Below are 24,610 nucleotides of genomic sequence, written 5' to 3'. Positions count from 1 at the left end.
GCCTGTGTGGAAGGTACCGATGGACGTTCAGAACACTGTTGAAGCGCCAGACCTCACAGACGCCGACGATACCGCGCCGGGAAACGGGTCCGAGAGCGGGCACGGGCACTCCTTCTACGATGTCAGCACGAAGGTCCTGGAGTCGATCAACACCGTGATCGACGGCAAGCCGGACGCTGCCCGGCTCGCCCTCACCGTGCTCCTTGCCGAGGGGCACCTGCTCCTCGAGGACGTACCGGGTGTCGGCAAGACGATGCTCGCCAAGACCCTCGCCCGCACCATCGATTGCACGGTGAACCGTATCCAGTTCACCCCCGATCTGCTGCCCTCCGACGTGACGGGGGTTTCGATCTACAACCAGGACACGCGCCGCTTCGAGTTCCGGCCCGGTCCCGTCTTCGCGAACATCGTGATCGGCGACGAGATCAACCGCGCGTCGGCGAAGACGCAATCCGCTCTGCTGGAATCCATGGAGGAGCACCAGGTCACCGTCGACGGCCGGACCCACTTGCTCGGTGAGCCGTTCATGGTGGTCGCCACGCAGAACCCCATCGAGATGGAGGGCACGTACCCCCTCCCCGAAGCCCAGCGCGACCGTTTCATGGCGCGGATCTCGATGGGCTACCCTGATGCCCGTTCGGAAGTGGAGATGCTCGAGAGCCACCAGTCCATCTCCCCGCTCAGCCGGATCCGGCCGGTGGCCACGGCCGCCGACATCGCGGGGATGATGGGACAGGTCCGCGCCGTCTTCGTGTCCCAGGCCGTCAAGGAGTACACCGTAGCGATCGGCAGGGCTACCCGGGAGCACCCCCGGCTCCGCCTCGGCGCGAGCCCCCGCGCGCTCCTTCAGCTGCTCCGGGCTGCGAAGGCCGGTGCCGCCCTCGAGGGCCGGGATTTCGTCCTGCCCGACGACGTCGCTGCCGTTGCCGACGCCGTTCTCGCCCACCGCCTGATGCTGGACCGGAAGGCAACGACGGCGGGCGACACGGCGTCGTCGGTCATCGAGGGCATCATCGCCCGGGTTCCAGTGTCGCGGGAGAATTCCCGGTCGGGTGCCCGGCAAAACCGGGTGAACTGACAGCCGGTTGGGTTTATGACGCTCCTTGACCGACTACCCTCCAGGGTCCTGACTCCGCGAGGCTGGGGCTTCACCATCGCCGCAGCGGTGGCTCTGCTGTTCGCCCAGACCCTGGGCCGCCGGGATCTGCTCTACCTGGGGGTCCTCCTCCTGTGCCTGCCGCTCCTCTCGGTGCTCATCCTGCGGTGGAGCAAGCCCCGCTTCACCGTGGAACGCCGCTTCTCCCCGCAGTCCATGGAGACAGGTTCCACCACGACCGTGGGGCTCGCGCTGGCCTCTTCGGTCCCGTCCGGTGCTTTGGTCCTGATGCAGGAACAATTGCCCGCACGCTTCGGTGAGGCACCGAAGTTCGCCTTCCCTTCCCATAACCCCACCTCCGACGGATTGTCACTGTACGAATACCGGCTCCGGTCCTCCGCCCGCGGGATGTACAGGGTAGGTCCCGTTCTCGCCGAGTTCAGCGACCCGTTCGGACTGGGCAAGTCGCGCCACCAACTGGGCGGAACCGACACACTGGTTGTGACTCCGGCCCCCATCGAGTTGCTGCAGTCCGCCCTCTCGGGCTCGCGCGGCAGCGACGGCATGGCCGCCACCCGGCGCCAGGCGAACCCCAGCGATGATGACGTCATGACCCGCGAGTACCGCCACGGCGACTCGATGCGCCGGGTGCACTGGGCCGCGACCGCCCGGCACAGCGAACTCATGGTCCGCCAGGAGGAGTCAGTGACCGCACCCGAGGCGACCCTCCTGCTCGACCAGCGAACCGGCAGCTTCAGCGCCGGTTTCTCCGCGGCCATCAGGCATGATCACTCACCGGACGGAAGTAGTCTGAGCACCTCTCCGACCTTTGAATGGGCAGTGACGGCAGCCGTATCCATCAGCGCGCACCTCCTCGAGCGCAACTACGCGCTGCGCTTCCTCGACCACCACGGAGCCCCTGCGCTCCTGCGCTCGCCGTCCGCCCCGTTTCCCGGTGAGGAGGAACACCAGGGCCAGGGTGCACTGGCGAACATCGCGGAGGGCCTAGCCGCACTCGAGCCGGCGGCGGAGACCGGTCACGCCGGCAGTTCGGCGGTGCACGGAGGCGAAGCAGCACGATCGGCCGTTCGCCGGCTGCGGGCCAACCGCTCGAATACTGAACGGGTGGCCGCAGGGGCCGCATTCGGTGATGAACTGCTGGACAAACTAGCGGCGAACCGACACCGCGGCCCGGTGGTCGCCCTCCTCGGACTGGTGACGGCGGCCGAGGCGACCGCGCTCGGGGCAGCGTCGGAGTATGGTTCGGCAGCCTTCGCCATCCTCGTCACCGATCGCCCCCGCGATGTCGAGAGCCAGCTCGAAATCCTCCGCTCGGCCGGCTGGCAGGCATCGGCGGCGTCGCCGGATGCTGACCTCCGGGAGGTCTGGGCCGGGCTGGGTCAGACCCCCGCCACCGCGACTGGTGTTCGAACGGGCACATCGGCTTTCCCAGGCACAGCAGCGGAACCCGGCAGGAGATCCTCATGACGGCATTACTCGACCGCCCGGCGCAGGAATTGAAGGGGCGCCCGACAGCGCCGGAGCAACGCCGTGCCGCTGATCCCGGGCACTGGTGGGTCACCGGTGCGGCGCTGCTCGCGGTCCTCGCCTCCGCAACAAGCCTCAACGGCGTGCTGGACCCGTGGACCTGGTTCCTGCCGGTGGTGCGCACGGTTGTTCCCATCCTGCTCGTCATCGCAGCCATGAGGGCCCTCCGCCTCTCCGGCAGCGCAGCCGCGCTTGCAGGGCTGGTCACGTGGGCCGGCGCGCTGACCGCGCAGTTCTTCCCGGCCCAGAGCATTCTCGGCGTGGTTCCGGGGCCGGGAACGCTGGCGCAGCTCGGGTCACTCCTTGATGCAGCAGAAGAAACCGTGGTGTCCCAGGTTGCGCCGGTGCTGCCCGGCGATGGCATCCTGCTGGTGGCATGCGCGGCGATCGGGCTTGTCGCCATCCTCGTGGATGTCCTGGCCACGACCCTCCGGATGCCGGCCACGAGCGGGCTTGCGCTCCTGACGCTCATGGTGGTTCCCGCCGTCGTCAAACCCACCGGCGTAGGCATCGGGGCGTTCGTCCTCGGCGCGGCCGCGTACCTCCTGATCCTCGGCTGTGCACAACTGCGGGAGACCCGCACCGTGTCCTCGGGAGCTCCGGCTGGATTCCTCGGGCGCGGACTCGCGATCGGCAGTGCGGCACTGGCCGTGGCCGTCCTGCTGCCCCTGGCCATCCCGGGCTTCAACTCGGGCGCTTTCCCGCAGGGCGCGCGCCTGAACGTCTGGGGCAGCGCCACGGGCCTCAATCCCGCGGTCACGCTCGGCAATGACCTCCGGAACCCCACCGGGTTCGGCCGGATCACCTACGCCACCGATTCCTCGGCGCCCCTGTACCTGCGGGCAGTGACCCTCGAGAATTTCACGGGACGGCGGTGGGAGCCGGACCAACGCCTCGGGAACCGCGAGCATGGACTCGCAAAGATGGGAACCGACCTCGAAAGGAACTCGCTGTCCAACGGCGTCAGCGCCTTCACGCGGATCACCACGCAGAGCTATTCAAGTCCCTGGCTGCTGTCGCCGTACGCACCCGTGGGCATCACCGGGCTGACGGGCCGGTGGTCGTGGGATTCCGAGAACCTCAGTGTGCTCGCGATCGACGGCGGTTCCACGGCCCGTCAGGTCTACGAGGTGCAGAGCGCCATTCCGCAGCTGACGCGCGAAGGCCTGAGAACGGTCGGCCCCTCCGAACCGGGTGTTGTGTCCGATGTCTTCACCGACCTCCCCGGCGACACCCCCGACATCGTGAGGGAAACCACCGAAGCGGTGGCGGGTGGCTTCGTCAACCCCTACGACAAGGCCCTGGCCATCCAAAGCTATCTGCGCGGTGCCGAGTTCACCTACTCGGTCGAGGCGCCGGTGGACGGCGGTTACGACGGCAGCGGCATGGACGTCATGGCCCGCTTCCTCGAAGCCAAGGCGGGTTACTGCGTCCACTACGCGGGCACCATGGCGGTCATGGCAAGGGCGGCCGGCATCCCCAGTCGGGTGGCCGTCGGTTACACGCCGGGCACCCCGACCGGCGAGCTGGAGGAGGGTCCGGGGGATACTGAGTTGCGGGAATTCGTCGTCGATTCCCGTAACGCCCACGCATGGCCCGAGCTGTATTTCACCGGAGTGGGCTGGGTACAGTTCGAGCCCACTCCCTCACGCGGCGTGGTGCCGGGTTACGCCCAGGCGGTCTTCTCACCAGTGGGGCCAAGGGCCGACGACATCGACAGCCTCAACCCGGGAACCATACCCGATGCGCTGGTTCCATCGGGCGACGGGGCGGAACAACCGGCGGCCGGCGGAACGGGCGGCGCTCCCGGCGACGACGGCTCGGCCCGTGTCGTCGGCGTCGTCGTCGGAGGCGGACTGGTTCTTCTCCTTCTGCCGTTTCTCCTGCGCACCACCCGCACCGGCCTGCGGCGGCGTCAGCTGGCCAACGGACCGGCACCGCGAGCGGCCACCACTGCCTGGGCCCAAGCCACCGAGCTGGCCGGTGACTACGGACACCCGCTGCTTCCCACTGACACTCCACGCGTGTTCGCCGAGCGACTCCGCGGTACGGCCGGTTTGCAGGGTGCGCCCTCCACTTCGCTGACAAGACTGCAGCAGGCCTACGAGCGCGAGGAATACGCCCTGCCCGTTCCGCAGGGAGCGGAACAGGACCTGGGCGGGACGACGACGGTCCGGCGGTCCGGCATGCAGAGCCTCTGGGACGATGTCGAGACGGTCATCGCCGCACTTCGGCAGCGCAGCGGCTGGGTCATCCGGTTGAAGGCGCTGATTCTGCCGCGCTCGGTGATGGGCCGGCTCCCCCGGAAATACTGAGGAACCGCAGAAGCCCCCGGACCCCGGTCCCCGGATACCTGATCCACGGATCTGGGGTCCGGGGTCCTTCATCGCCCGCCGGCCTTAGGAGGCCAGAGGATCCGCAATGCCGATGTACTGCGTGTAGAGGTACTCCTCGATTCCCTCTGTTCCGCCCTCACGGCCCAGACCGGACTGCTTCACGCCGCCGAAGGGTGCTGCCGCGTTGGAGATCACGCCGGCGTTGAGGCCCATCATCCCGGTGTCGAGCCGCTCGCCCATGCGGAGACCCCGATTGAGGTCGCGGGTGAAGACGTAGGCCACGAGGCCGTACTCCGTGTCATTGGCGAGCCTGACTGCCTCGTCTTCGGTCGCGAAGGTGATGATCGGTGCAACTGGTCCGAAGATCTCCTCCTTGAGGATGCGGGAGGACCGGGGCACGTTCTTCAGCACCGTGGGCTGGTAGAAGTATCCTGCACCGTCCACAGGGGCACCTCCCGTCACTATTTCCGCGCCGTCGTCCTGCGCCGCGGACACGAGGTCATGCACCTTGTTCCGGCTCTTCGCGTCGATCAGTGGTCCCAGCTTGGAGTGCTCCTCCGTACCGCGCGCCGGTGTCATCGCCGCCATCCGGGAGGCCAGCTCGGCGGCGAATTCATCGGCGATCGACTCGTGCACGATGAACCGGTTCGCGGCGGTGCATGCCTCCCCCATGTTCCGCAGCTTCGCCAGCATCGCCCCGTTCACTGCCGACTCCAGATCCGCATCCTCGAAGACGAGGAACGGTGCATTGCCGCCGAGCTCCATCGAGGTACGCAGGACGTTGTCCGAGGCCGCCGCGAGCAGGCTCCGCCCCACCGGAGTGGACCCGGTGAAGGAGAGCTTCCGGAGCCTGGAGTCCCTGATCAGCGGGCCGGTGACACCGCCGGCGTCAGTGGTGTGGATGACGTTCAGCACCCCTGCAGGCAGCCCGGCTTCCTCCATCACCGCGGCGAACAACGACGACGTCAGTGGCGTGAGATTCGCCGGCTTGAGCACCATGGTGCATCCGGCGGCGACGGCCGGGGCGATCTTGCGCGTAGCCATCGCGAGAGGGAAGTTCCACGGCGTGATGAGCAGGCAGGGCCCCACCGGTTTCTTGTTGACGAGGAGCCGTGACTTGCCGTCCGGTGCCACAGAGTAGCGCCCCGACGTCCGCACCGCTTCCTCCGAGAACCACCGGAGGAACTCGGCGCCGTAGGTCACTTCGCCACGGGCCTCGGCAAGCGGCTTGCCCATTTCGAGGGTCATGAGCAGGGCGAAGTCCTCGGCGCGCCGTGTCACGAGCTCGAAGGCCCGCCGCAGAATCTCACCACGCTCACGAGGCGCTGTCCGGCCCCAGTCGTCCTGGGCGGCAACGGCGGCGTCGAGTGCTGCAACACCGTCTTCCGGCGTCGCGTCGGCAAGCGATCTCAGCGTCTTGCCTGTTGCCGGATCCTCGACGTCGAACACTGCACCGGACGAGGAGTCCCGCCATTCGCCGCCGATCAGCAGGCCTTGCGGCACCTGCTCCAGCAGTTCGTTCTCTCGGGTGGCGGTCACAGCGGTGACGGACATGGGGCACTCCTCGGTCAGAGATGACAGCGCCGGGGCTTCCCGTACGCAGCAAAGTTCTTGCTTCACGCTAGCCGCGGGGTGGAATCGGTGTCCAGACTTCGCTGCACGGCGGAACCGGGGAAGCGCTGGTCACTTGCACAATCGGCGTGGAGCGGAGGTTGGCACCTGGCGCGGCACGGGGGGTGGCGCCGGGTGGCGGCGCCGCGCTCCGACGTACCCTAGATCATGACGACTAACTATGTTCGAGGCGCCTCGGCCAGCAGCGCGGACTCCCGGGCCGAGATCGTGGGCCTGCTGAGCCGCCATGGCGCGAGCGATGTGCGGTGCATTTCCGAGCAGCGCCGGACGGCGATCGTCTTCTCGTCGGGTGACCGCCAGTTCCGCCTCCTGCTCACGGGCCCGGCCGGGTTCCCCGACGAGACCGACGACTCGGGCCGCGAGAAGGCGGCCCGTCGGCGCTGGCACACCCTGGCCCTGCTGGTGAAGGCGAAACTCGAGGCCGTCAACGCCGACATCGTGACATTCGAGGAGGAGTTCCTCGCCTACACCCTGCTTCCGAACGGCCGCACCGTGTATGAGAACACCCATCAGGCCATCCTGAGGGCCTATGCGGCCGACTCCTCGCTGCCGCTGTAAACACGGTCCTGATCTAACGCGCGGCAATCACTGCTGCATACAGTTCACGCTTGCTGACCCGGGCGTCCTCCGCGATCGTCGCGACCGCCTCCTTGAGCCGGGCGCCGTCGGCAACGAGTTCCTGGACCGCCGCAACGGAGTCCTCGGGACGCGACGGCGGAGCCTCGGGAGCGCCGCCCACCACCACCGCGATCTCCCCGCGCACCTCGCTGTCCTGTGCCCACTGGAGCAGCTCGAGGAGTGTGCCGCGCAGCACCTGCTCATGCACCTTGGTCAGCTCGCGGGCCACCGCAGCGGAGCGGTCCGAGCCGAAGGCCTGCTGCAGGGAGCGCAGCATCGGTTCGAGCCGGTGCGGTGCCTCGAAGAACACCATGGTGCGCCGTTCAGCGGCAAGGTCGGCAAGACGCCCGGCGCGCAGCCCGGGTTTCCGGGGCAGGAATCCCTCGAAGCAGAACCGGTCCGTGGGCAGGCCCGACAGCGCGAGCGCGGTGAGCACCGCCGAAGGTCCGGGCGCGGCGGTGACCTGGATCCCCTCTCCCGCCGCAGCCTCGACCAGCCGGAAGCCGGGGTCCGACACCGAGGGCATCCCGGCGTCGGTGACCATCAGCAGGGTGGCTCCGGCGCGGACGAGGTCGAGCAGTTCCCCCGTCCGGCTGTCCTCGTTGTGCTCGTGGTAACTGATGATGCGTCCACCTACCGTCACCCCGAGGGACTGCACGAGCCGGTGGAGCCTGCGGGTGTCCTCGGCGGCCACGACGTCCGCACTCTCCAGCAGGCCCAGCAGGCGCTCGGTGGCATCGCCCATGTTGCCGATCGGCGTTCCGGCGAGAACAACCCGTCCCTGCGACGCGCCGTCGCCGGCGGTCCCCCGGTAGGCCGCGAACTGCGTCCTGCCGGCGTCGGTGGTCTTCCCGCTGCTGTCTTCTCCTGGCTCGCTCACCGATCAAGCCTAGCGCTGTATCGGCCTCCGGGACGGGGTCGGCGCGTTTCCGCCGCAGGCCTCGACGGCTTCCAGCGGCGCTGTAGCCTGAGGGGATGGGGAACCATCACGACCATGCGGTGGGTCCGACGCCCGGCGGGTTCCACCGCGGCCCGCTGGCAGCAGCCCTCGCCGTCACGTTGGCCGTCTTCGTGCTCCAGTTCGTGGGGGCGCTCTGGACCGGAAGCCTTGCCCTCCTCTTCGATTCCGCCCACGTCTTCACCGATGCTGCCGGCCTGGCCATGGCGCTGGGCGCCGCGGCCCTTGCCGCCCGGCCGGCCACTGCGCGCCGGACGTGGGGCTTCCGGAGGGCTGAGGTGGTTGCCGCGATGGCGCAGGCCGGCGTGCTCCTCGCCGTCGGGCTCTATGTCCTCGTCGAAGGAATCCAGCGCCTCATCACGCCCACCGACGTCGCCTCGCGGGAACTGCTGGTCTTCGGGATCATCGGCCTGCTGGGGAACCTCATCGCCCTGCTCATCCTCGCCCGGCACCGCGCCGCGAACTTCAACCTGAGGGCGGCCTTCCTTGAAGTCCTGGCCGACGCCCTGGGCTCGGTGGCCGTCATTCTGGCCGCCGTCGTCATCCTGCTGACCGGCTGGATGCGCGCCGACGCCGTCGTCGCCATGCTGATCGGCGTGCTGATCCTGCCCCGGACGATGAAACTGCTGCATGCGACAGTGAATGTGCTGCTGGAATCCACGCCGGCAGGCATCGATCCGGATGCCGTGCGGGAGCACATCTGCGCGCTGCCGTCGGTGCGCAATGTCCATGACCTGCACATCACCCAGATAGCCACCGGTTTGCCGGTGCTCACCGCCCACGTGGTGGTCGACGACGACTGCTTCACCAATGGTGACGCCCACCGTGTGCTCGATCAGCTCCAGACCTGTGTTGCCGAGCACTTTCCCGTGAGCATCGAACACTGCACCTTCCAGCTGGAGCCGGACAGCCACCGCCTGCACGAGGACGGACTCGCGCACTAGGTGCAGCGAACCCGGGTGCCGGGCCCACCTTTTCCGCCGGTAGCATGGCACCTGTGAGCCACACCGCCGTTCGAAAGCCCGGAAAGAGCGCCCCGGGAGCCTGGCTCGCTGCTCCCCGGGAGGCCTTCACCGAGGCCGCGCTGGTTCGCCGGCTGGTGGGCGCGGCGGCTCCGGGCGGACCGCTCATCTGGCTCCTGCCGTTGGCGATGGCCGTCCTGGCGGGCCTGCTGCGGTTCATTCGGCTGGGTGAACCCGGCTCCCTCGTGTTCGACGAAACGTACTACGTCAAGGACGGCTACTCGATGCTGCTCTCGGGCTATGAGCGTGAGTGGCCCGAGGACGCCAACGACTCCTTCAACGCAGGGAACCCGGACGTTCTCCTCCCCACTGCCGACTACGTGGTGCACCCACCGGTCGGCAAGTGGATGATCGGTGCCGGCATGCTGCTCTTCGGAGCCGACGATCCGTTCGGCTGGCGCTTCTCGGCCGCGCTGGTCGGAACCTTGTCGGTGCTGCTCATCGCCTTCGTGGCCCAGCGCCTGTTCAGCTCGTCCCTGCTGGGGGCGGTGGCGGGGCTGCTGCTCGCCGTCGACGGCCACCATCTGGTGCACTCACGCACCTCACTGCTCGATATCTTCCTGAGTTTCTGGATCCTCGCCGCCTTCGCCGCCCTGCTGAAGGATCGGGACCAGGGACGACGCCGGCTGGCGCGGTCGCTCTCGGCCCTTGCCCGGGCAGCCCCCGACGGCGTGCCGACAGGTGTACAACTGCGCTACGGACCATGGCTCGGCGTGCGCCCGTGGCGGATCGCCGCCGGCGTGTGCCTCGGTCTGGCGCTCGGCACCAAATGGTCGGCACTACCGTTCCTCGCCGTTTTCGGGCTGATGACCGTGGCGTGGGACCTGAGTGCACGGCGCATCGCCGGAGTACACCGCTGGATCGTGGGCGGCGTCCTGCGGGACGGGCTTCAGGCCTTTGCGGCGATGGTTCCTGTTGCGGCGCTCACCTACATCGCCTCCTGGACCGGCTGGCTGCTGTCCACCGATGCGTACGGCCGGCAATGGGCACTCACCAATCCCTCCACACTCTGGGGCTGGGTGCCGCCCCCGCTCCGCTCGCTCGCCGAGTATCACCGCAGCGCCTTCGACTTCCATGAGGGCCTCGGCTCGGACCACCCGTACGAATCGAGCGCCTGGACCTGGCTCGTGATGGGCAGGCCCACCTCGTTCTACCGGGAGACCCTTGGTGCAGAGCAGGGCTGCGAGGCGGAATCCTGCTCCCAGGCGGTGACGGTCCTGGGGAACCCGCTGATCTGGTGGAGTGCCGCCGCCGCGCTGGTGGTGCTCCTGTTCGTCTGGGCCGGTCGCCGCGACTGGCGCGCGGGAGCGGTGCTCGCCGGCATTGCGGCCGGTTACCTGCCCTGGCTCCTCTACCCGGAGCGCACCACGTTCTTCTTCTACGCCGTGTCCTTCGAACCATTCCTGATCCTGGCTCTGGTGCACTGCCTGGGGCTGGTCCTCGGCGCCCCGCAGGGACAGGGACAGCGACAGGGACAGGATCGACCAGGGCTCCAGGATCCTGCCCGCCGTCGCCTGGGAATCGCCGTCGTGGGCATCTTCCTGGTGGCCGCCGTGGCGCTGTCCGCCTACTTCCTGCCGCTGTGGACCGCCGAGGTGATTACCGACGACCAGTGGCGGATGAGGATGTGGATGCCGAGCTGGATCTAGCGGATCCGCGGCTCGAGGCCCGCCGCGTAGCGGGCCTGGTACGCCTCCTGCGCTGTCCTCGACCGCTCGCGCCTGGCTTTGGTGGGCCAGGTGAGGATCAGGGTCAGCAGTGTCGCAAGGAGCACGATGGCTCCCACCGACGCTGCGGCGTCCGTCCAGAACTGTTCCGGGAAGAGTCGGATCAGGGTGTCGTCGACGCGGAACGTCCATGACCCGTCAGCGAAGAACAGCGCGTGGACCTGGGTGAAGAAGGTCTGCCAGGCGAGGATTGCGGCAACCGCGAGTGCAATGATCAGTACGAGGGTGATCACCGCACCGGAGAAAAGCGCCCGGCGGACGCCGCCCTTGTACTTGCGTGCCAGATAGATGCAGGAGGCGACGGCCACCACGAACAGCAGGAAGGCCGCTGCGAAGGAAAGCTGCAGCACGGCCTTCACATCCTCCATGTGTCCCACTTCGGAGTCGAGGAACAACTGGCCGCCCCCCGGGCTGACCAGGCCTCCCAGGTAGCGCGCCGGTGCCAGGTTGACGACGTAGTCGAGCGCGTAGGAGCCGTACGTCATGCGATCCTCGGTGGAGAAGCCGTAGGAGTCGGCGGGGAAACCCGGGCGGTGGTACTCGATCCAGAGGAACGCCGACGTCGTCACCGCACGTACCGCTCCTGCGAGCACGATGACGGGAAAGAGGACGGCGACCAGCACCTGGAGGAAGCGGGGCAGGCCCGGCTTCGGGGCGACGGCCTGCTCACGCTGCGCTGCGCGACGCGCCACCTCGTCGTCGGACGGCCGCAGGGTGAGGGCTCCGGTGTCCGAGGGTGGCTCGGCGTACCTCCGGGCGTCGTCATCCGAGACACGGCTGGATCCGGCTCCGGCGGACAGGGGAACGGCCGGCACGGGAGCGGGAGTAGCGTCTGCGGCTGCCGGCTCCCCGGTGGGGGGCGCGTCCGTCCGCGACGGTTCCGCCGGCAGCGCCGCAGTGCGGGGAGAGGCGTCGTCGTGCTCGACGGTGTCGTTCGGCCGTGGAACGGGCCGGACATCCTCGGCGGTGTCCTGCTGCCCGGGGGCGTTGTCGGTGTCGGCCACTGCGTAGGTCTCCTAGCTATGCACTGCGCCGCTCGGGACGGCATGTCCTTTCGAGGGTACCGGCCGGACGTGCGGCAGCGCGGGAGGCTCCCCGGACGACGGACCGGGCACCGCCCCCGCACCGGCGCATGGTCGCCCGGAGCACCGGGGAAGGACCAGGCCCCGATCAGGCGGTGCGGACGGTCTCCCCCCGGTCGACGGCGTCGAGGTCGCCCGTGGAACCCGCCTTCGCCGCCCGACCGCCGAGCAGAAGGGTGTAGGTCCAGTACGCCGCGAGGACGAGGAACCCGACGGTGATCCGCAGCCATGCAGGAAGCGTGCTGGGCGTGATGAAGCCTTCGACGAGGCCGGAGACGAAAAGCACGAGCACCAGTCCGAGGGCCACGGTGATGAGCGACCTGCCCTCCTCGGAGAGTGAGGCCGCACGGGTTCGCCGTCCCGGCGCAACCCATGCCCAGAAAATGCGCAGTCCGGCAGCGGCTGCGATGAAGATGGCGGTCAGCTCCATGAACCCGTGCGGCAGGATGTAGAGGAAGAAGACGTCGAGCCTGTCGTAGGCCGCCATCATCCCGCCCGCCATGCCCACCCCCTGCGCGTTCTGGTAGAGGATGAAGGGGGCCCAGATTCCGGTCACCCCGAACGCCACCGCCTGGAGTGCGATCCATGCGTTATTGGTCCAGACGGCTCCCGCGAAGGAGGCCGCCGGATTCTCGGAGTAGTAGTCGACGAAGTCCTCCTCCACATACTGCCGGAGCTCCTGGTCCGTTCCCATGGCGGCGATGACGCCAGGCGAGTTCGCGACCCATGCGCCGTGCAGCCAGGCGACGCCGACGAACAACACACCGACCACCGCCGTCAGCCAGCGGATGCGGTAGAAGGCGGCGGGCAGGGAAAAAAGGAAGAACCGGGCCAGATCCTCGAGGAAGTTGGAGCGGGCGCCCGTGAAACGCGTCCGTGCCCTCGACAGCCGCATCGACAGCGCACCGGACAGCGCGCTTTCCGGGTCCACGGAGCGGATCATCGACAGGTGCGTGGAAGCGCGCTGGTAGAGCATCAGCAGTTCATCGGACTCGGGACCGGACAACCTGCGCCTGCCCACCAGCGCATCCAGCCGCTGCCAGTCAGGGCGGTGCACTTCAACAAAGGCGTCGACGTCCATGCCAACACCCTATAGTTCTCCCGCCTCATCTCCGGCACACCTCCACTCCCGCTCCACCGGGCTCGCGGCGAAAGCGTTTCGTCCGCTATAGGCTGGGCACGGAACAGCAGGCCGGCACCAGGCGAAGGGGGCTCCCGGTGAGTTCGGTGGTAACGGGCGAGGCGGTCGTCCTCGAACTGCGGCCCGCGGGGTTCGCAGCCCGCGGCCTCGGAACCCTCATCGACTTCGGAGCGCAGCTGCTCGTCGTGTTCGGGCTGGTCCTCCTGCTCGCGGATACTCTTGACGGCGCGTTCGACCCGGCGCTCACCGGCGCGCTGGTCCTCATCCTGGTCGTCCTGGTCTTCCTTGTCCTACCGGTGACCATCGAGACCGTCACGCGCGGCAAATCACTCGGGCGCCTGGTCATGGGACTCCGGATCGTGCGCGACGACGGCGGTGCCATCCGTTTCCGGCACGCCTTCCTGCGCGGGATGGTGGGTGTCCTCGAGATCTATCTCCTGCTCGGGTCGCTCGCCTTCGTGGTGTCCCTGTTCAATGAGCGTTCCAAACGGCTCGGCGACCTCCTCGCGGGAACCTACTCGATGCGTGAACGTGTGGTCGTGAAGCCGCGTGCAGCGGTGGGAATGCCTCCGCGGCTGCAGCAGTGGGCCTCAACGGCCGACATCGGTCGCCTGCCCGATCCACTGGCGCGCCGGGTCTCCCAGTTCCTCGCACAGGCGCCCCGCCTCACGCCGTCCGCCCGCTCCGTGCTTGCGGCGGAGCTCGCATCGGAGACGAGCTTCCTCGTCTCTCCCCCACCACCGCAGGGCACGCACCCCGAGGAGTTCCTGCACGCAGTCATCGCCGCACGGCGCACCCGTGAGTTCCGGGCGATGTCCGGCCAACGGTCCCGCATCAACGCCACCGCCGAGCGGCTCCATCGACTGCCGTTCGGGCAGGACGGCGGGAACTGAAGAGGCACGCAACCCCGGTCGCGTGCCTCTTCCGCCGGACGGAACGTTCCGGGCATTCCTGCTGGATCTATCAGTACCGGTACTGGGTGGACTTGTACGGCCCGGCGATGTCGATATCCAGGTACTCGGCCTGGCCCTTCGACAGTTCGGTGAGCTCGACTCCGAGAGCGTCGAGGTGGAGGCGCGCCACCTTCTCGTCGAGGATCTTGGGCAGGACGTACACCTGATTCGCGTACTCGGGGTTACCCTCGGCGTCCGCCTGCTTCCATTTCGTGAAGAGCTCGATCTGCGCGATGGTCTGGTTAGCGAAGGAGTTGCTCATGACGAAGGAGGGGTGCCCGGTGGCGTTGCCGAGGTTCAGCAGACGCCCCTCGGACAGCATGATGATCGAGTGCCGCGCGGTTCCGGCGGCCTCGTTCTCCGGAAAAACCCACTCGTGGACCTGCGGTTTGATCTCGATCTTCCCGATGCCGGGGATACGCGCCAGCCCTGCGATGTCGATCTCGTTGTCGAAGTGGCCGATGTTTCCGACGATGGCCTGGTGCTTCATCTTCGCCATGTGGTGCGCCATGACCACGTCCTTGTTGCCCGTGGTGGTGATGAAGATGTCGCCCTCCCCCAGCACCGACTCGAGCCTGGCCACCTGATAGCCGTCCATGGCCGCCTGGAGCGCGCAGATCGGATCGATCTCGGTCACGATCACGCGCGCACCCTGCCCGCGCAGCGCCTCGGCGGCACCTTTTCCGACGTCGCCGTATCCGCAGACGACGGCGACCTTGCCGCCGATCAGGACGTCGGTGGCGCGGTTCAGTCCGTCGGGCAGCGAATGCCGGATGCCGTACTTGTTGTCGAACTTGGACTTCGTCACGGAGTCGTTCACATTGATGGCGGGGAAGAGCAGCTTGCCCTTCGCTGCGAGCTGGTAGAGACGCAGGACCCCCGTGGTGGTCTCCTCGGTGACACCCCGGACGCCGGCGGCAATGGCGGTCCACTTCTGCGGTTCGGACCCGAGGGTGCCGCGCAGGGTGTCGAGGAACACCGTGTACTCGTGCGAGTAGTCGGCGTCGCCCTCCTGCGGATTCGCCGGCACAGCACCCACCGCCTCGAACTCCGCCCCTTTGTGGACGAGCATCGTGGCATCGCCGCCGTCGTCGAGGATCATGTTCGGTCCCCGGCCGTCAGCCTGGCCCGGCCAGGTGAGGATCTGGGTGGCGGTCCACCAGTACTCCTCGAGGGTCTCGTTCTTCCACGCGAACACCGGAACACCTGCAGGCTCCTCGATGGTGCCGGAACCGACCACGACGGCGGCAGCGGCCTCGTCCTGGGTGGAGAAGATGTTGCAGGACGCCCACCGGACCTCGGCGCCCAGCGCGGTCAACGTCTCGATGAGGACTGCTGTCTGCACCGTCATGTGAAGGGATCCCGCGATGCGGGCACCGGCGAGGGGCTGGGAGTCGCCGAACTCACGCCGGAGCGCCATGAGACCCGGCATTTCGTGCTCCGCGAGGCGGATCTGGTGGCGGCCGGCTACGGCCAGTGAGAGGTCTGCAACCTTGAAGTCGAATGTCATGGGGTTCCTAGGGTCGGGCCGGGTTCTCGAGTAGTTCGGGGCGAAGAAGCACGGGGATGCCTTCCTCGAGCCGGTATTCCAGTAGGACGCCGTCCGGGCCCGGCGCTGTCGAGATCAGGCGGCCGCCGTCTTCGACCAGCACCGATCCCGTGACCGGGCAGCGGAGGACATCGAGCAGTTGCTGGGGCAGGTTCGCCATTGCTGAAACTTTCCGGGGAGGACAGACGGTACGGAGATTCCCCTCAAGGGTACCGTCGACGGCCGTCCCCGGCCGAACCAGGAGTACGGACGCGCCTAGTATTCCCGGAGGATCCGGAGGTGGCCCCGGCGCGGTCCGCCGCCGTCGGGGGGTGGCTCGATGGGTAGCTTCGTTCCCCGGTGGACGGCAGCCGCAGGTTGGGCGGAGCGGTCGACCGCCGCCTCCCGGACGGCGTCGGCGAGCGCCAGGAGGTCATCGGAATTGTGTTCCGGCGGTGCGGTCGGCAGAGTCAGGCGCACCACCTCCCAGCCCCGGGGGACGGTGAGCCTCTCGGCATGGAGTGCGCAGAGATCATAGGTGTGGGGCTCCGCGTAGGTGGCCAGGGGCCCGAGGACCGCCGTCGAATCGGCGTAGACATAGGTAAGCGTGGCCACTGCCGAACGCTGGCAGGCTGAACGCGAACATGAACGGATGAATCCCACGAGGAGAAAGCCTACCGTCCTCCGGCGGCCCGGCGGCATTTCGACAGGCCCCTGGCCTCCGCCGATCGCAGGGCCGCCTGCCGGCCGCCCTGCGGCACACCGGCTCGACCGGTCGCCCGACCGCAGGAAGCGCCGGTGCAGCACCGCTCATCCGCTTCGGGAGATTCGCACGGCGCGGATGCGTCGGCGGGGCAATGGGCTTAGAGTCTTTATATGCGGGAAGCTTCAACATTTTCGGTGAACCTGACCGAAGCAAAGGGTCCCGGCCCCCTGGCCGGACGGTCGTTCTTCGAGCGTCGCAGGAACCGCCGTGGGCGTGGAATGCGGGGGGAGCTGATCGGTTCGCACCTGCCCGGCTTCCGCACCCGTTCGGAGCAGTTCGACGAGTGGGTGATGGAATCAGCCCAGCGCCTCGAGCGGCTGTGGGGCGAGCGCATCCAGGATCTGCAGATCGTGGTCCAGGAGATCCCCGACGGCCTCGAGGATAGGACTCCCGGAAGCCTGCGCGGTCTCCTCGGGGCAGCCACCCCGGCCACACCCGGACGTCCAGCAGTGATCACGGTCTTCCGCCATCCCATCGAGATGGCGGCCAAGGGGATCCTCCCGGTCAACGAACTCGTGCACGATGTCGTGATCGAGCAGACGGCGGAACTGATGGGCATGGCACCGGAAGCCGTGGATCCTGCCTACGGGCGCTCACAGGCCTGACCGCAGAGCCCCTCCTAATACCTCAGCTCCACCGGGATACTTTTCTTGCCGTTCGGAGCTTCGGGGATGGCGCTCACCGAGACACCGGCGGTGTTCCCACCCAGGGTTGCGACCTGCGCTCCGAACACGGAGCCTCCTGTGGCTCCGACGATCACCGCCACCGCGTCGGGTCCGAAGGAGGACGCCGGCACCGTCACCGACGTCGTCCCCGCAAGGCCCACCACCCGCGGATCACCGAGGACACCATCGGCACCCACCGGAGTGAGTGACACCTCTGCACCGTCTTCGGGCGCCCCGAACACGAGCTGGACATCGACGCCGTCGGCGAGGACCACCGCGTGCTCGCTCCCCAACCGCTCGGCTGCCGGCGCGCTGCCGAAGTCCACCGGAGCACCCGCCGTGACGCCCCGGCTGACGCGGACGGCCGCTGCCACAGGAACATCCGCGGCGATGGACACGGTGTAGGTGCCCTCCGCCAGGTCTTCCAGCGCAACGGTGCTGACGCTACCCGCTGCCGCCGTCGTCGTTCCCCCCTCCGGCAAGGGAACCTCTCCGTCGGCGCCGAAGATCCGGATGTCGAGTACTGCGTCAGTACTGCCCGGGACCAGGACCTGCAGGGCCGGGGAGGCAGCAGCGTACCCCTCCTGCCCGCGGATGGTGCGGGCAGTGTCGGCATTCTGGAGAACGACGCCGGGGATCACCTGCTCCAGTGCCGCCGGAGCGGACGGTGCGAGCAACTCGATACCGCCCGGCGTGAGGCCGCGGAGGACGCTCTGCTGGATCACCGCGGACACACGCCCGCCGTCGCTGCGGACGCGGACGGCAAGGTGCTCCTGGCTTCCGGCAAGACCTGCGAGGACCACTTCCCGCGACTCCCCCGGCGGCACCAGGTGGCCGCCCGTTCCGGCGGCCTCGACCGGGCCGTCGGCGCCGAAAAACTCGAGGTCGACGGCCGCCGGAATGTCGGTGGGGTTCGTGAGCACCAGGACTGAGGAATCGCCCACCTCGGTGGCACCGCCGAGGAGCACCATATCGTTGGACGGCGCCTGGCAGCTGGACGCGGCAAGGCCGCGGAGGTCGCCGTCGTCGGCGGTGTAGGTGAGCGTGGCCCCGGCAACCGGCGCGTTTCCCCCCATCGGATCGGACCGGAAGAGGGACGGCGCATCGACGGCACTGCCGCGGGCCACTGCCGCCGTCCTGTCCGTACCGACATCCCCACTGGAGCTGCCAGATGGGTTTCCCGATCCGAGAACTGCGGTTCCGGATCGTTCGGAGGACACTGACAAAGGCGATCCGGGACCGAGCGGAACCAGGGCGGCGGCAGGAAGCGTGCCGCCGCGGTCGCTGAGCACTATGGCAGTGGCAAGCGTCTTCGCCGTCGAGGACACCGGACTGATCAAGGGATCCCCGCCGGGAGAATCTCCGCTGTCGCCGGGAAGCCGGGGCGGGCCCGGGCACACGGCCGTGTGGGTCCCGGCCGGGACCTCGGCTCGGGGAATCGGTACGCTCGGCGGCGCCGCACCGGATCCTCCTGCCGCGCTCACCCCTACCAGCGCCGCCGTCGCACCGAGGAGAAGAACGCCCGCCGCACCCGGCCGCCAGTTCCCCCGGCGTTGCTTTCCTGCGGCACCCTGATTTCCTGCCGCGCCCTGTTTACCTGCCGCGCCCTGCGTGGCTGCAGCGCTCATGATGAAGCCCCGGCAGCGGCCATGCCCGGCTCCCTTTCAGTGGGGTGGGAGCTGCCTGGACCCACCGGGCCGTGGCCAGTCGCCGGTTCCCGCCCGCTGGCAGCAGTCGGGCCCCGGCCGGCCGGCCGGACCCGCACGGCCCTGGGCCGTGATGGGACGGGTACCGCAAGCAGGATGCTTGCGCCGAACACGACCATTTGAACCGCTTCGGTCCAGGGCTGCCACGCACTGACATAGTCGACCGTCAGGTGTCCACCCCGGGGCGGCAGCACGAAGGTTTGTGCCCACCCTTCCGAAGCGCTTTCGAGCGGACGCCCGTCGAGCGCGGCCTGCCACCCGGTATCCGCCCGCTCGGCGAGGACGAGGGTACGTCCCTCGCCTCCGTCCCGCACTCCCGTTGCCACCCTGATGGTCCCTGACGGGACGAGGGCTTCGGTTCGACCCTCGGCGTCGACGATTCGGGCCCGGGCTGTCTGCCCGCCGGAGTCCTCCGTTCCGTTCGGCAGTATCGACGGCGTCACACGCCACAACCAGCCCGACGGCGTCTTGCCGACGGCGGTCAGGCCCGGCGCGGCGTCGAGCTGTTCCGCCAGTAGTTCGGCGGCGGTGTCGGACTGCTGCAGGACGACATGTCCGACGCCGAACCGGCGCAGCTCCGCACGCGGGTCAGCTCCGGTGCCGCCCACCAGCATGGCGACGGCGCCGCGGAGGGCGTCATCGGCGGCGTCATCGGGGCGGAACTGCGGAGCGGCTCCATCCCCGGACAATCCTGCAGGTGAGTTCAGCGGGGACATCGTGTCGAGGGTGGTGCCTCCGCCACGCATGAGCATTGCCGCGACACCCTCACCATTACTCCCGTCGATGGTCAGGACCAGGGTCCTGGTGCGGTCCGGTCCGGTTCCACGGTCGGCCGCCGTGGCGGGCAGGATGCGCTCGGCGACCGGGTGCACCAGGACGGCCGTGCCGAAGTCCGTACTTTCCCCCGGGCTGTCGCCGCTCGCCTCGTCCGCCCTGGCCGCCGTGTCCGAGCTGGTCGCACTGTCCGGTGCGTCGGAAGGGGTGAGCGCCACCGCTGCTGTGCCGGCGACCTGCGCCGACTGCGGGAGGATCCACAGGCCGAGGCTCGTGAGGGGACCTGCCGCCAGCACCACCGATACTGCAAGGACGAGGGCGCGGACTGCGGGAGCCGGTGTGCCGGATGACCGGTCGGCGTCCCGGCGGGCCAGGAGACCATCCGCTCCCACCAGGGCAGCAGCCAGGAGGAAGAGGGCGATGCCCGATACCAGCGGTCCGGAAAAGGGCGGAATCAGCGCGGTTCCGCCCGCCGTCCCGGGGAAGGAAAGGTACACCGCACTGACGATGAGGCACAGCAGCGCCAGAGCCCAGGCGGCGTAGGCGCCCGGCCTGCCGCGAACGGAGCCGAAGAGGGCGAATACGGCAAGGACCACCGGTGGCGCACCGATGACGAGCACGGGGACCAGCGCCCAGAAACCTGGCCCCAGGAACTCCAGGGCCTCCGGCTGCACCAGCGGGTCGAAGGCCACCGGAAACCCGAGAAGCTGTTGCCAGAGCTCGGCAGCCGTGAACGGCAGCGGGATCCCCGGTTCCGCCACGGCATCCCGAAGAGTGCCTGAAGCCGACGCCGCGAAGGGAACGAACAGCGCCAGGGACGGAAGGACACTCCACCACAGGATTCTCGCGCGCCGGCGCAGGATCAGCTGAGCACCGATCACCCCCAGAAGGGCCACCACGAGCAATGACGGCGCTGCCGCGGTGACTGCGGCCAGCAACAATCCTGCCGCGCCGGTGGCCGTCCAGCTGGGGACCCCGGACGTTCCCGGCGTGGGCGTTGCTCCGGCCTGTGTGAAAGGCCGGGAGCCCACTCCGACGGCGCGGACCATGGCAGTCAGTACCAGCGGCAGGAGGACATGGGCAACCAGTGCGCCGAGCCGTCCGCTGCCGATCGCCACCTGCAGCGCGGGCACGGCACCCCAGGAGAGCGCTGCCCACATCCGTAGCCCGCGGTGGCGCGTAAGTGCTCCAGCGCCGAACCAGGCGGCCAGGCCGGCAAGAGGCATGGCAAGTAGGACCAGCCCCGCGACGGCCGCGTTGCCGTTCCCGAAACCGAGGATCGAGAGCAGCCACAGGACATAGGAGAAGGGGGTGCCGTGCCCGGCGAACCCTGCTCCCAGCGGAACCCACCAGGTGGAAGCGCTGTCCCACAGTTCGGCAGGGGACTGCGGAAGGGGAAGGAGCGCTCCACCGGAAAGGCCCGGCGCCCCGATCAGTCCGGAGAGGCCCACCAGGGAGGCGGCCAACAGCACGCCGAAGGAGGCTCCGGCGCCCAGCCCTCCCCAGGGGCGGCGTGAACCGCCGGGTGCGGAGAAGTCATGGCTGTCGCGTGAGGAAATGCCTGGCTGGTCTGCGGCGTTGCCCGGCAGCGCCCTGGCCGCCGGGAAGGCTTCGAGGACGGACCGTCGGTGGGACCGGACCTCGCGCCGCGGCGTACGAAGCGCATGCACGACGCGGCGGGGCGCGGTCTTCGTCCGTGCGATGGAGCGCCGGCCACGGAAAAGGTCCAGGGGTTTGCAGACACCGGCGCAACTCGCAAGGAGCTGCCCCGCCCCGTGGCCCGGATCCTTCGTCACCAGGCCGACCAGCAGCCGGGCGACGCCGCCGATCACGGCACCCGCAGCGAGGAACGGCACTGTCCACAGGACGGAGTGCTTCAGCCGGAGGTAGACCTCCGCGCGGCGTCCGGCGCGGAGCGTCGCGGCGGCATCGGACCGGCATCCGGAATGGCGTACGACGGCTGCCGGAACCACCACCACACGGTGGCCCGCGCGTCGGTTCCGCCAGCAGAAGTCGACGTCGTCGCCCACATCCGGCAGTGCGGGATCGAACCCGCCCAGCTCGTCCCACGCGCTTCGCAGGACCAGCATGCCGGAGGAGCTGACGGCGAACACGTCACTGCGGCCGTCATGCTGTCCCTGGTCGAGCTCATCTCCGTCGATCAGCGTGAGCCGCTCGGCCCACCGGCTGACGGACAGTCCGACGTCCTCGAGCTTCCTCGGGTCGTCCCAGCCGACTTGCTTCGCACCGGCCACGGTGACGGACGGCGCGCGTTCCACGGCGGAGAGCAGCTCCTCGAGGGCGGTCGGTTCCGGGGCCGAGTCGTCATGGAGGAGCCACAGCCAGTCCTGGATCTCAGTCCCCTCCCGCGCGTTGTCCCGCTCGGGGATCTGTCGGATGCCCGCCTGGACGGCGGCACCGAACCCTGATGCCGCGGACTCGACGAGAAGGCTGTCGCCGGGCAGGTGCAGGCGGAGCGTCGACGCCGACTTGTCAGTCGAACCAGCGTCGACGCCCACCTGGAAGTCAGCCGGACGGGTCTGGTGCTTCAGGGCCTTCAGGGTTACGGGAAGGAATCGGGATCCGTGGGAGGCTACGACGACGGCGGTGACACGGCGGTCGAGCAGGATCAGACTGCTCGCTTTCGCAGGCGGCGGCGCTCGCGCTCCGAAAGGCCACCCCAGATGCCGAACCGCTCATCATTTTCCAGGGCGTACTCGAGGCACTCCGATTTCACCATGCAGGAACCGCACACCTTCTTGGCGTCGCGGGTCGAGCCGCCCTTCTCGGGGAAGAAGGCTTCAGGATCGGTCTGGGCGCACAGGGCGTCCGACTGCCAGCCGAGCTCCCCCTCATCGAGGAAGTCCCCCGGGCGGGACGGGGAGACGGTCCAGCCGGTGTGCGAGGGCTCGGAGAAGGCCGGTGCCGCGCGTAGCTTGGCATCGTCGGCCACGCGGGGCAGCACGAGGAGGCTGCTCGGCCCCTCGGCTACTGCGGGCAGGGCGACGCCGGGCAACGCCGCGAGGGCCTCGTGCGCCGTGAGGAAAGCGGTAGCCTGGTTCTCGAGCGCGAAGCGCGAGTCCTCTCGGTAGCGTCCGCCCGCATCAGGGTCAGCTGGGTCCAGGAACCAGTCGTCGGGGACTCCCCGCGATCCGTAGCGGGCTGATGCCTGCGCTGCGATGTCTGGTCTTTCCTGGATACGCTCTGCGTGCCCCATACTGTGCCTTCCCGGTGTTGCCGTTCCAGCATCAACCAAGGAGACCGTCGCGCCCAGCTGCTGGAACAAATCCGATGTCTAATTACAAGCGTGTAATACGTACTGAGTCAAACCGCTGGGGGATCCTATAGAGTCGGTTCGGCGGTTTGGCGTGCGCCACGCCGGGAACGAATGAAGAAGTACCGGCGCGTCGATTGTTATTTGATCAACTATCACTTCAGTAACATTCATACCACCACAACCTCGGCGGAGACACAATGCCCCAGCACACGAATCCGACCGAACAACTCGCCTTCCTGCGGACGGTGGCTTCATCGTCACCCCGGCTGGTGTGGTACGGGACGGACGGCAGGGTGGAACTCTCGGGACGGGTTTTCGACAACTGGGTGGCAAAAACCGCGAACCTCCTCGTCGACGAGCTCGACGCCGTTCCGGGCACGCGCGTGGCGATGCACCTTCCCACCCACTGGAAGGCAGTGGTGTGGGCTTACGCCACCTGGCAGGCCGGTGGCGTGCTCGTCCTGCCCAGTAGTCCGGATGGCGCTGACGGCACCAGCGATGGCGACGGCGACATCCTGGTGACCTCCTCCGCCCGAGCCCCGCTCGAGGCACCGCGGATGCTGGTTCCCGTGGCGCTGGGCGCCCTGGCACTCCGCTGGCCGGGCGAACTCCCGCTCGGCGCCGTCGACTACGCCGCTGAGGTGCGCTCGCACGGCGACGTCTTCCCGGAGGAGGCGCCGCCGCGACCGGGAACCGTGCTGGTGGAGGCGGGCAACCAGGGAGACGGCGGCACCGCAGGGGCCCCCGGTCCCCGCAGGCTCTCCTTCGCCAACCTTTCCGGCGGATCGGATGAAGCTGTGCCGCCGTCTACGGTGGCACTCCTCGAACCCGGGTGCACGGTGCTCCGGGCACTGGAGGCAGCGGCGTCGGTGTGGGGCACCGGGGGGACGTTGATCCTGGTGGACCGGGACGTCCGGGTGACCGACCAGCTCCTGGCAGGCGAACGGGTTACTGCCCGGCTTGCCGCCCGGTAGCGCTTTTTTCCTGGCTTTGGGCACGCACCTCGGCAGGCCCCTCTTCAGTAGCTCCGTCGCCTTTCCGGGCCGTTCCGGGGGCGCTGTCAGTAGCTTTACCGGCCACCTTCCGGGATGCTTTCGGGATTGATCCGGAATGAGGGTGGAGGATCTCGTGGTCGTGGCTGAATTCGGGCTCTTCGTCCAGTTCGGAATTGAAGACCCAGAAGCGGTAGGCGATGAAGCGCACGAACGTGGCGAGTACCGTACCGATGATGCCTGCGACGAACAGATACGTGGTGTCGGTGACCCCGAACGGGTAGTGGACGATCCAGACGCAGCCGGCCGCGATCCCCATGCCGATCACGTTGATGAAGATGAACATGAGCAGTTCCCGGGCTGCATTCGGCTGGCGGCGGTGCCGGAAGGTCCAGTAGCGGTTCGCCACCCACGCGAAGACCGTTGCCACGGATGCGGAGACGAACCGGGCCTTGACCACGCTGTCGTCCATGGGCCCGTTGATGAGGTACCAATACAGGCCGTTGTCTATGATGAACGCCACGCCGCCCACCGCCCCGAACTTGGCGACTTCACGCCAGAAAAGCGAGGCGAGGCCCCTGATACGCTCTGCTATTGCCGTCAACACAACCTCCGCGGTCGAATCCGAGTTACCTTTCACCGCAGTGCTGATGCCGCGGATTCCCGGCAAACACCCTGTCGACGCAGGGGTGCCCTTCATCCGCCTGCCCAGTGCCTGGCGTCCAGCTCCCCATTTTAGGGGGCCGGGCCCGCCGTTGCCTACGGAATAGCCCGCAGCTGCCGGGCCGG

The 24,610-nt window shown here is 68.5% G+C and carries 20 protein-coding genes; 9 read left to right on the top strand and 11 right to left on the bottom strand.

Going from position 1 to position 24,610, the window contains the following annotated elements; translation table 11 throughout:
* The first annotated feature begins 19 nt into the window (after positions 1-19).
* From IWX75_RS08400 to IWX75_RS08390, 3 genes are read left to right on the top strand one after another with little or no spacing between them, the layout of a single operon-like run.
* Complete coding sequence (locus IWX75_RS08400) at positions 20-1,078, top strand: AAA family ATPase (RefSeq protein ID WP_196821768.1); 1,059 nt, start codon at positions 20-22, stop codon at positions 1,076-1,078.
* A 15-nt stretch (positions 1,079-1,093) separates the two neighbouring features.
* A complete protein-coding gene (locus IWX75_RS08395) occupies positions 1,094-2,584 on the top strand; it encodes a DUF58 domain-containing protein (protein WP_196821767.1) in 1,491 nt (496 codons plus the stop codon).
* Positions 2,581-4,959 carry a transglutaminase family protein gene (locus IWX75_RS08390; RefSeq protein WP_196821766.1) on the top strand — a complete coding sequence of 793 codons (2,379 nt, stop codon included), beginning with the start codon at positions 2,581-2,583 and terminating at the stop codon, positions 4,957-4,959. The genes IWX75_RS08395 and IWX75_RS08390 overlap by 4 nt, the downstream gene beginning before the upstream one ends.
* 84 nt (positions 4,960-5,043) lie before the next feature.
* On the opposite strand, the gene IWX75_RS08385 is transcribed toward IWX75_RS08390, so the two are convergent.
* Positions 5,044-6,534: an NAD-dependent succinate-semialdehyde dehydrogenase gene (locus IWX75_RS08385; protein WP_196821765.1), complete on the bottom strand. Its 1,491-nt coding sequence runs from the start codon at positions 6,532-6,534 to the stop codon at positions 5,044-5,046.
* A gap of 225 nt (positions 6,535-6,759) precedes the next feature.
* Here IWX75_RS08385 and IWX75_RS08380 point away from each other — a divergent pair, with 225 nt between their 5' ends.
* On the top strand, positions 6,760-7,170 hold the full coding sequence (locus IWX75_RS08380; RefSeq protein ID WP_196821764.1) for a hypothetical protein: 411 nt from the start codon (positions 6,760-6,762) through the stop codon (positions 7,168-7,170).
* A 13-nt stretch (positions 7,171-7,183) separates the two neighbouring features.
* Here IWX75_RS08380 and rsmI read toward each other — a convergent pair whose 3' ends face one another.
* Positions 7,184-8,110 (bottom strand): 16S rRNA (cytidine(1402)-2'-O)-methyltransferase, encoded by a 927-nt coding sequence (gene rsmI / locus IWX75_RS08375; RefSeq protein ID WP_196821763.1) that lies wholly within the window; start codon positions 8,108-8,110, stop codon positions 7,184-7,186.
* Between the two features lie 95 nt (positions 8,111-8,205).
* Between rsmI and IWX75_RS08370 the strand changes: the two genes are divergently transcribed.
* Both IWX75_RS08370 and IWX75_RS08365 read left to right on the top strand, forming a co-directional pair.
* On the top strand, positions 8,206-9,132 hold the full coding sequence (locus IWX75_RS08370; RefSeq protein WP_196821762.1) for a cation diffusion facilitator family transporter: 927 nt from the start codon (positions 8,206-8,208) through the stop codon (positions 9,130-9,132).
* A 44-nt stretch (positions 9,133-9,176) separates the two neighbouring features.
* Positions 9,177-10,859 carry a phospholipid carrier-dependent glycosyltransferase gene (locus IWX75_RS08365; protein ID WP_196821761.1) on the top strand — a complete coding sequence of 561 codons (1,683 nt, stop codon included), beginning with the start codon at positions 9,177-9,179 and terminating at the stop codon, positions 10,857-10,859.
* Here the strand turns inward: IWX75_RS08365 and IWX75_RS08360 are convergent.
* Positions 10,856-11,941, bottom strand: a complete 1,086-nt coding sequence (locus tag IWX75_RS08360; RefSeq protein WP_196821760.1) for a TIGR01906 family membrane protein — start codon at positions 11,939-11,941, stop codon at positions 10,856-10,858. The two genes, IWX75_RS08365 and IWX75_RS08360, sit on opposite strands and share 4 nt — an antisense overlap.
* Before the next feature lie 166 nt (positions 11,942-12,107).
* Complete coding sequence (locus IWX75_RS08355; protein ID WP_196821759.1) at positions 12,108-13,100, bottom strand: stage II sporulation protein M; 993 nt, start codon at positions 13,098-13,100, stop codon at positions 12,108-12,110.
* A gap of 137 nt (positions 13,101-13,237) precedes the next feature.
* Here IWX75_RS08355 and IWX75_RS08350 point away from each other — a divergent pair, with 137 nt between their 5' ends.
* Entirely contained in the window at positions 13,238-14,053 is an 816-nt protein-coding gene (locus IWX75_RS08350; RefSeq protein WP_196821758.1) for an RDD family protein, read from the top strand.
* A gap of 70 nt (positions 14,054-14,123) precedes the next feature.
* Here the strand turns inward: IWX75_RS08350 and ahcY are convergent, their stop codons facing one another.
* The 3 genes from ahcY to IWX75_RS08335 form a co-directional block, all read right to left on the bottom strand.
* On the bottom strand, positions 14,124-15,623 hold the full coding sequence (ahcY, locus tag IWX75_RS08345; RefSeq protein ID WP_196821757.1) for an adenosylhomocysteinase: 1,500 nt from the start codon (positions 15,621-15,623) through the stop codon (positions 14,124-14,126).
* Positions 15,624-15,630: 7 nt separating this feature from the next.
* Entirely contained in the window at positions 15,631-15,822 is a 192-nt protein-coding gene (locus IWX75_RS08340; RefSeq protein WP_196821756.1) for a Trm112 family protein, read from the bottom strand.
* A gap of 95 nt (positions 15,823-15,917) precedes the next feature.
* Entirely contained in the window at positions 15,918-16,304 is a 387-nt protein-coding gene (locus tag IWX75_RS08335) for a DUF3499 domain-containing protein (protein ID WP_196821755.1), read from the bottom strand.
* Between the two features lie 213 nt (positions 16,305-16,517).
* Here IWX75_RS08335 and IWX75_RS08330 point away from each other — a divergent pair, with 213 nt between their 5' ends.
* Entirely contained in the window at positions 16,518-17,012 is a 495-nt protein-coding gene (locus IWX75_RS08330) for a metallopeptidase family protein (RefSeq protein ID WP_196821754.1), read from the top strand.
* A gap of 14 nt (positions 17,013-17,026) precedes the next feature.
* Here the strand turns inward: IWX75_RS08330 and IWX75_RS08325 are convergent, their stop codons facing one another.
* From IWX75_RS08325 to IWX75_RS08315, 3 genes are read right to left on the bottom strand one after another with little or no spacing between them, the layout of a single operon-like run.
* Positions 17,027-18,700, bottom strand: coding sequence for a DUF5719 family protein (locus IWX75_RS08325; RefSeq protein ID WP_196821753.1), 1,674 nt, complete (start codon positions 18,698-18,700; stop codon positions 17,027-17,029).
* Entirely contained in the window at positions 18,697-22,179 is a 3,483-nt protein-coding gene (locus IWX75_RS08320) for a glycosyltransferase (protein WP_334684203.1), read from the bottom strand. The genes IWX75_RS08325 and IWX75_RS08320 overlap by 4 nt, the downstream gene beginning before the upstream one ends.
* A gap of 2 nt (positions 22,180-22,181) precedes the next feature.
* Positions 22,182-22,769 (bottom strand): WhiB family transcriptional regulator, encoded by a 588-nt coding sequence (locus IWX75_RS08315; protein ID WP_196821752.1) that lies wholly within the window; start codon positions 22,767-22,769, stop codon positions 22,182-22,184.
* 257 nt (positions 22,770-23,026) lie between these two features.
* Here IWX75_RS08315 and IWX75_RS08310 point away from each other — a divergent pair, with 257 nt between their 5' ends.
* Positions 23,027-23,803: a TIGR03089 family protein gene (locus IWX75_RS08310; RefSeq protein ID WP_196821751.1), complete on the top strand. Its 777-nt coding sequence runs from the start codon at positions 23,027-23,029 to the stop codon at positions 23,801-23,803.
* On the opposite strand, the gene IWX75_RS08305 is transcribed toward IWX75_RS08310, so the two are convergent.
* Positions 23,778-24,428 carry a GtrA family protein gene (locus IWX75_RS08305; protein ID WP_196821824.1) on the bottom strand — a complete coding sequence of 217 codons (651 nt, stop codon included), beginning with the start codon at positions 24,426-24,428 and terminating at the stop codon, positions 23,778-23,780. The genes IWX75_RS08310 and IWX75_RS08305 overlap by 26 nt on opposite strands.
* Positions 24,429-24,610: the final 182 nt, after the last annotated feature.

Origin of the sequence: Arthrobacter sp. CAN_A6 (genome assembly GCF_015751715.1) — a bacterium.
Taxonomy (GTDB): Bacteria; Actinomycetota; Actinomycetes; order Actinomycetales; family Micrococcaceae; genus Arthrobacter_D.
This window is presented reverse-complemented; position numbering and strand designations above follow the sequence as displayed.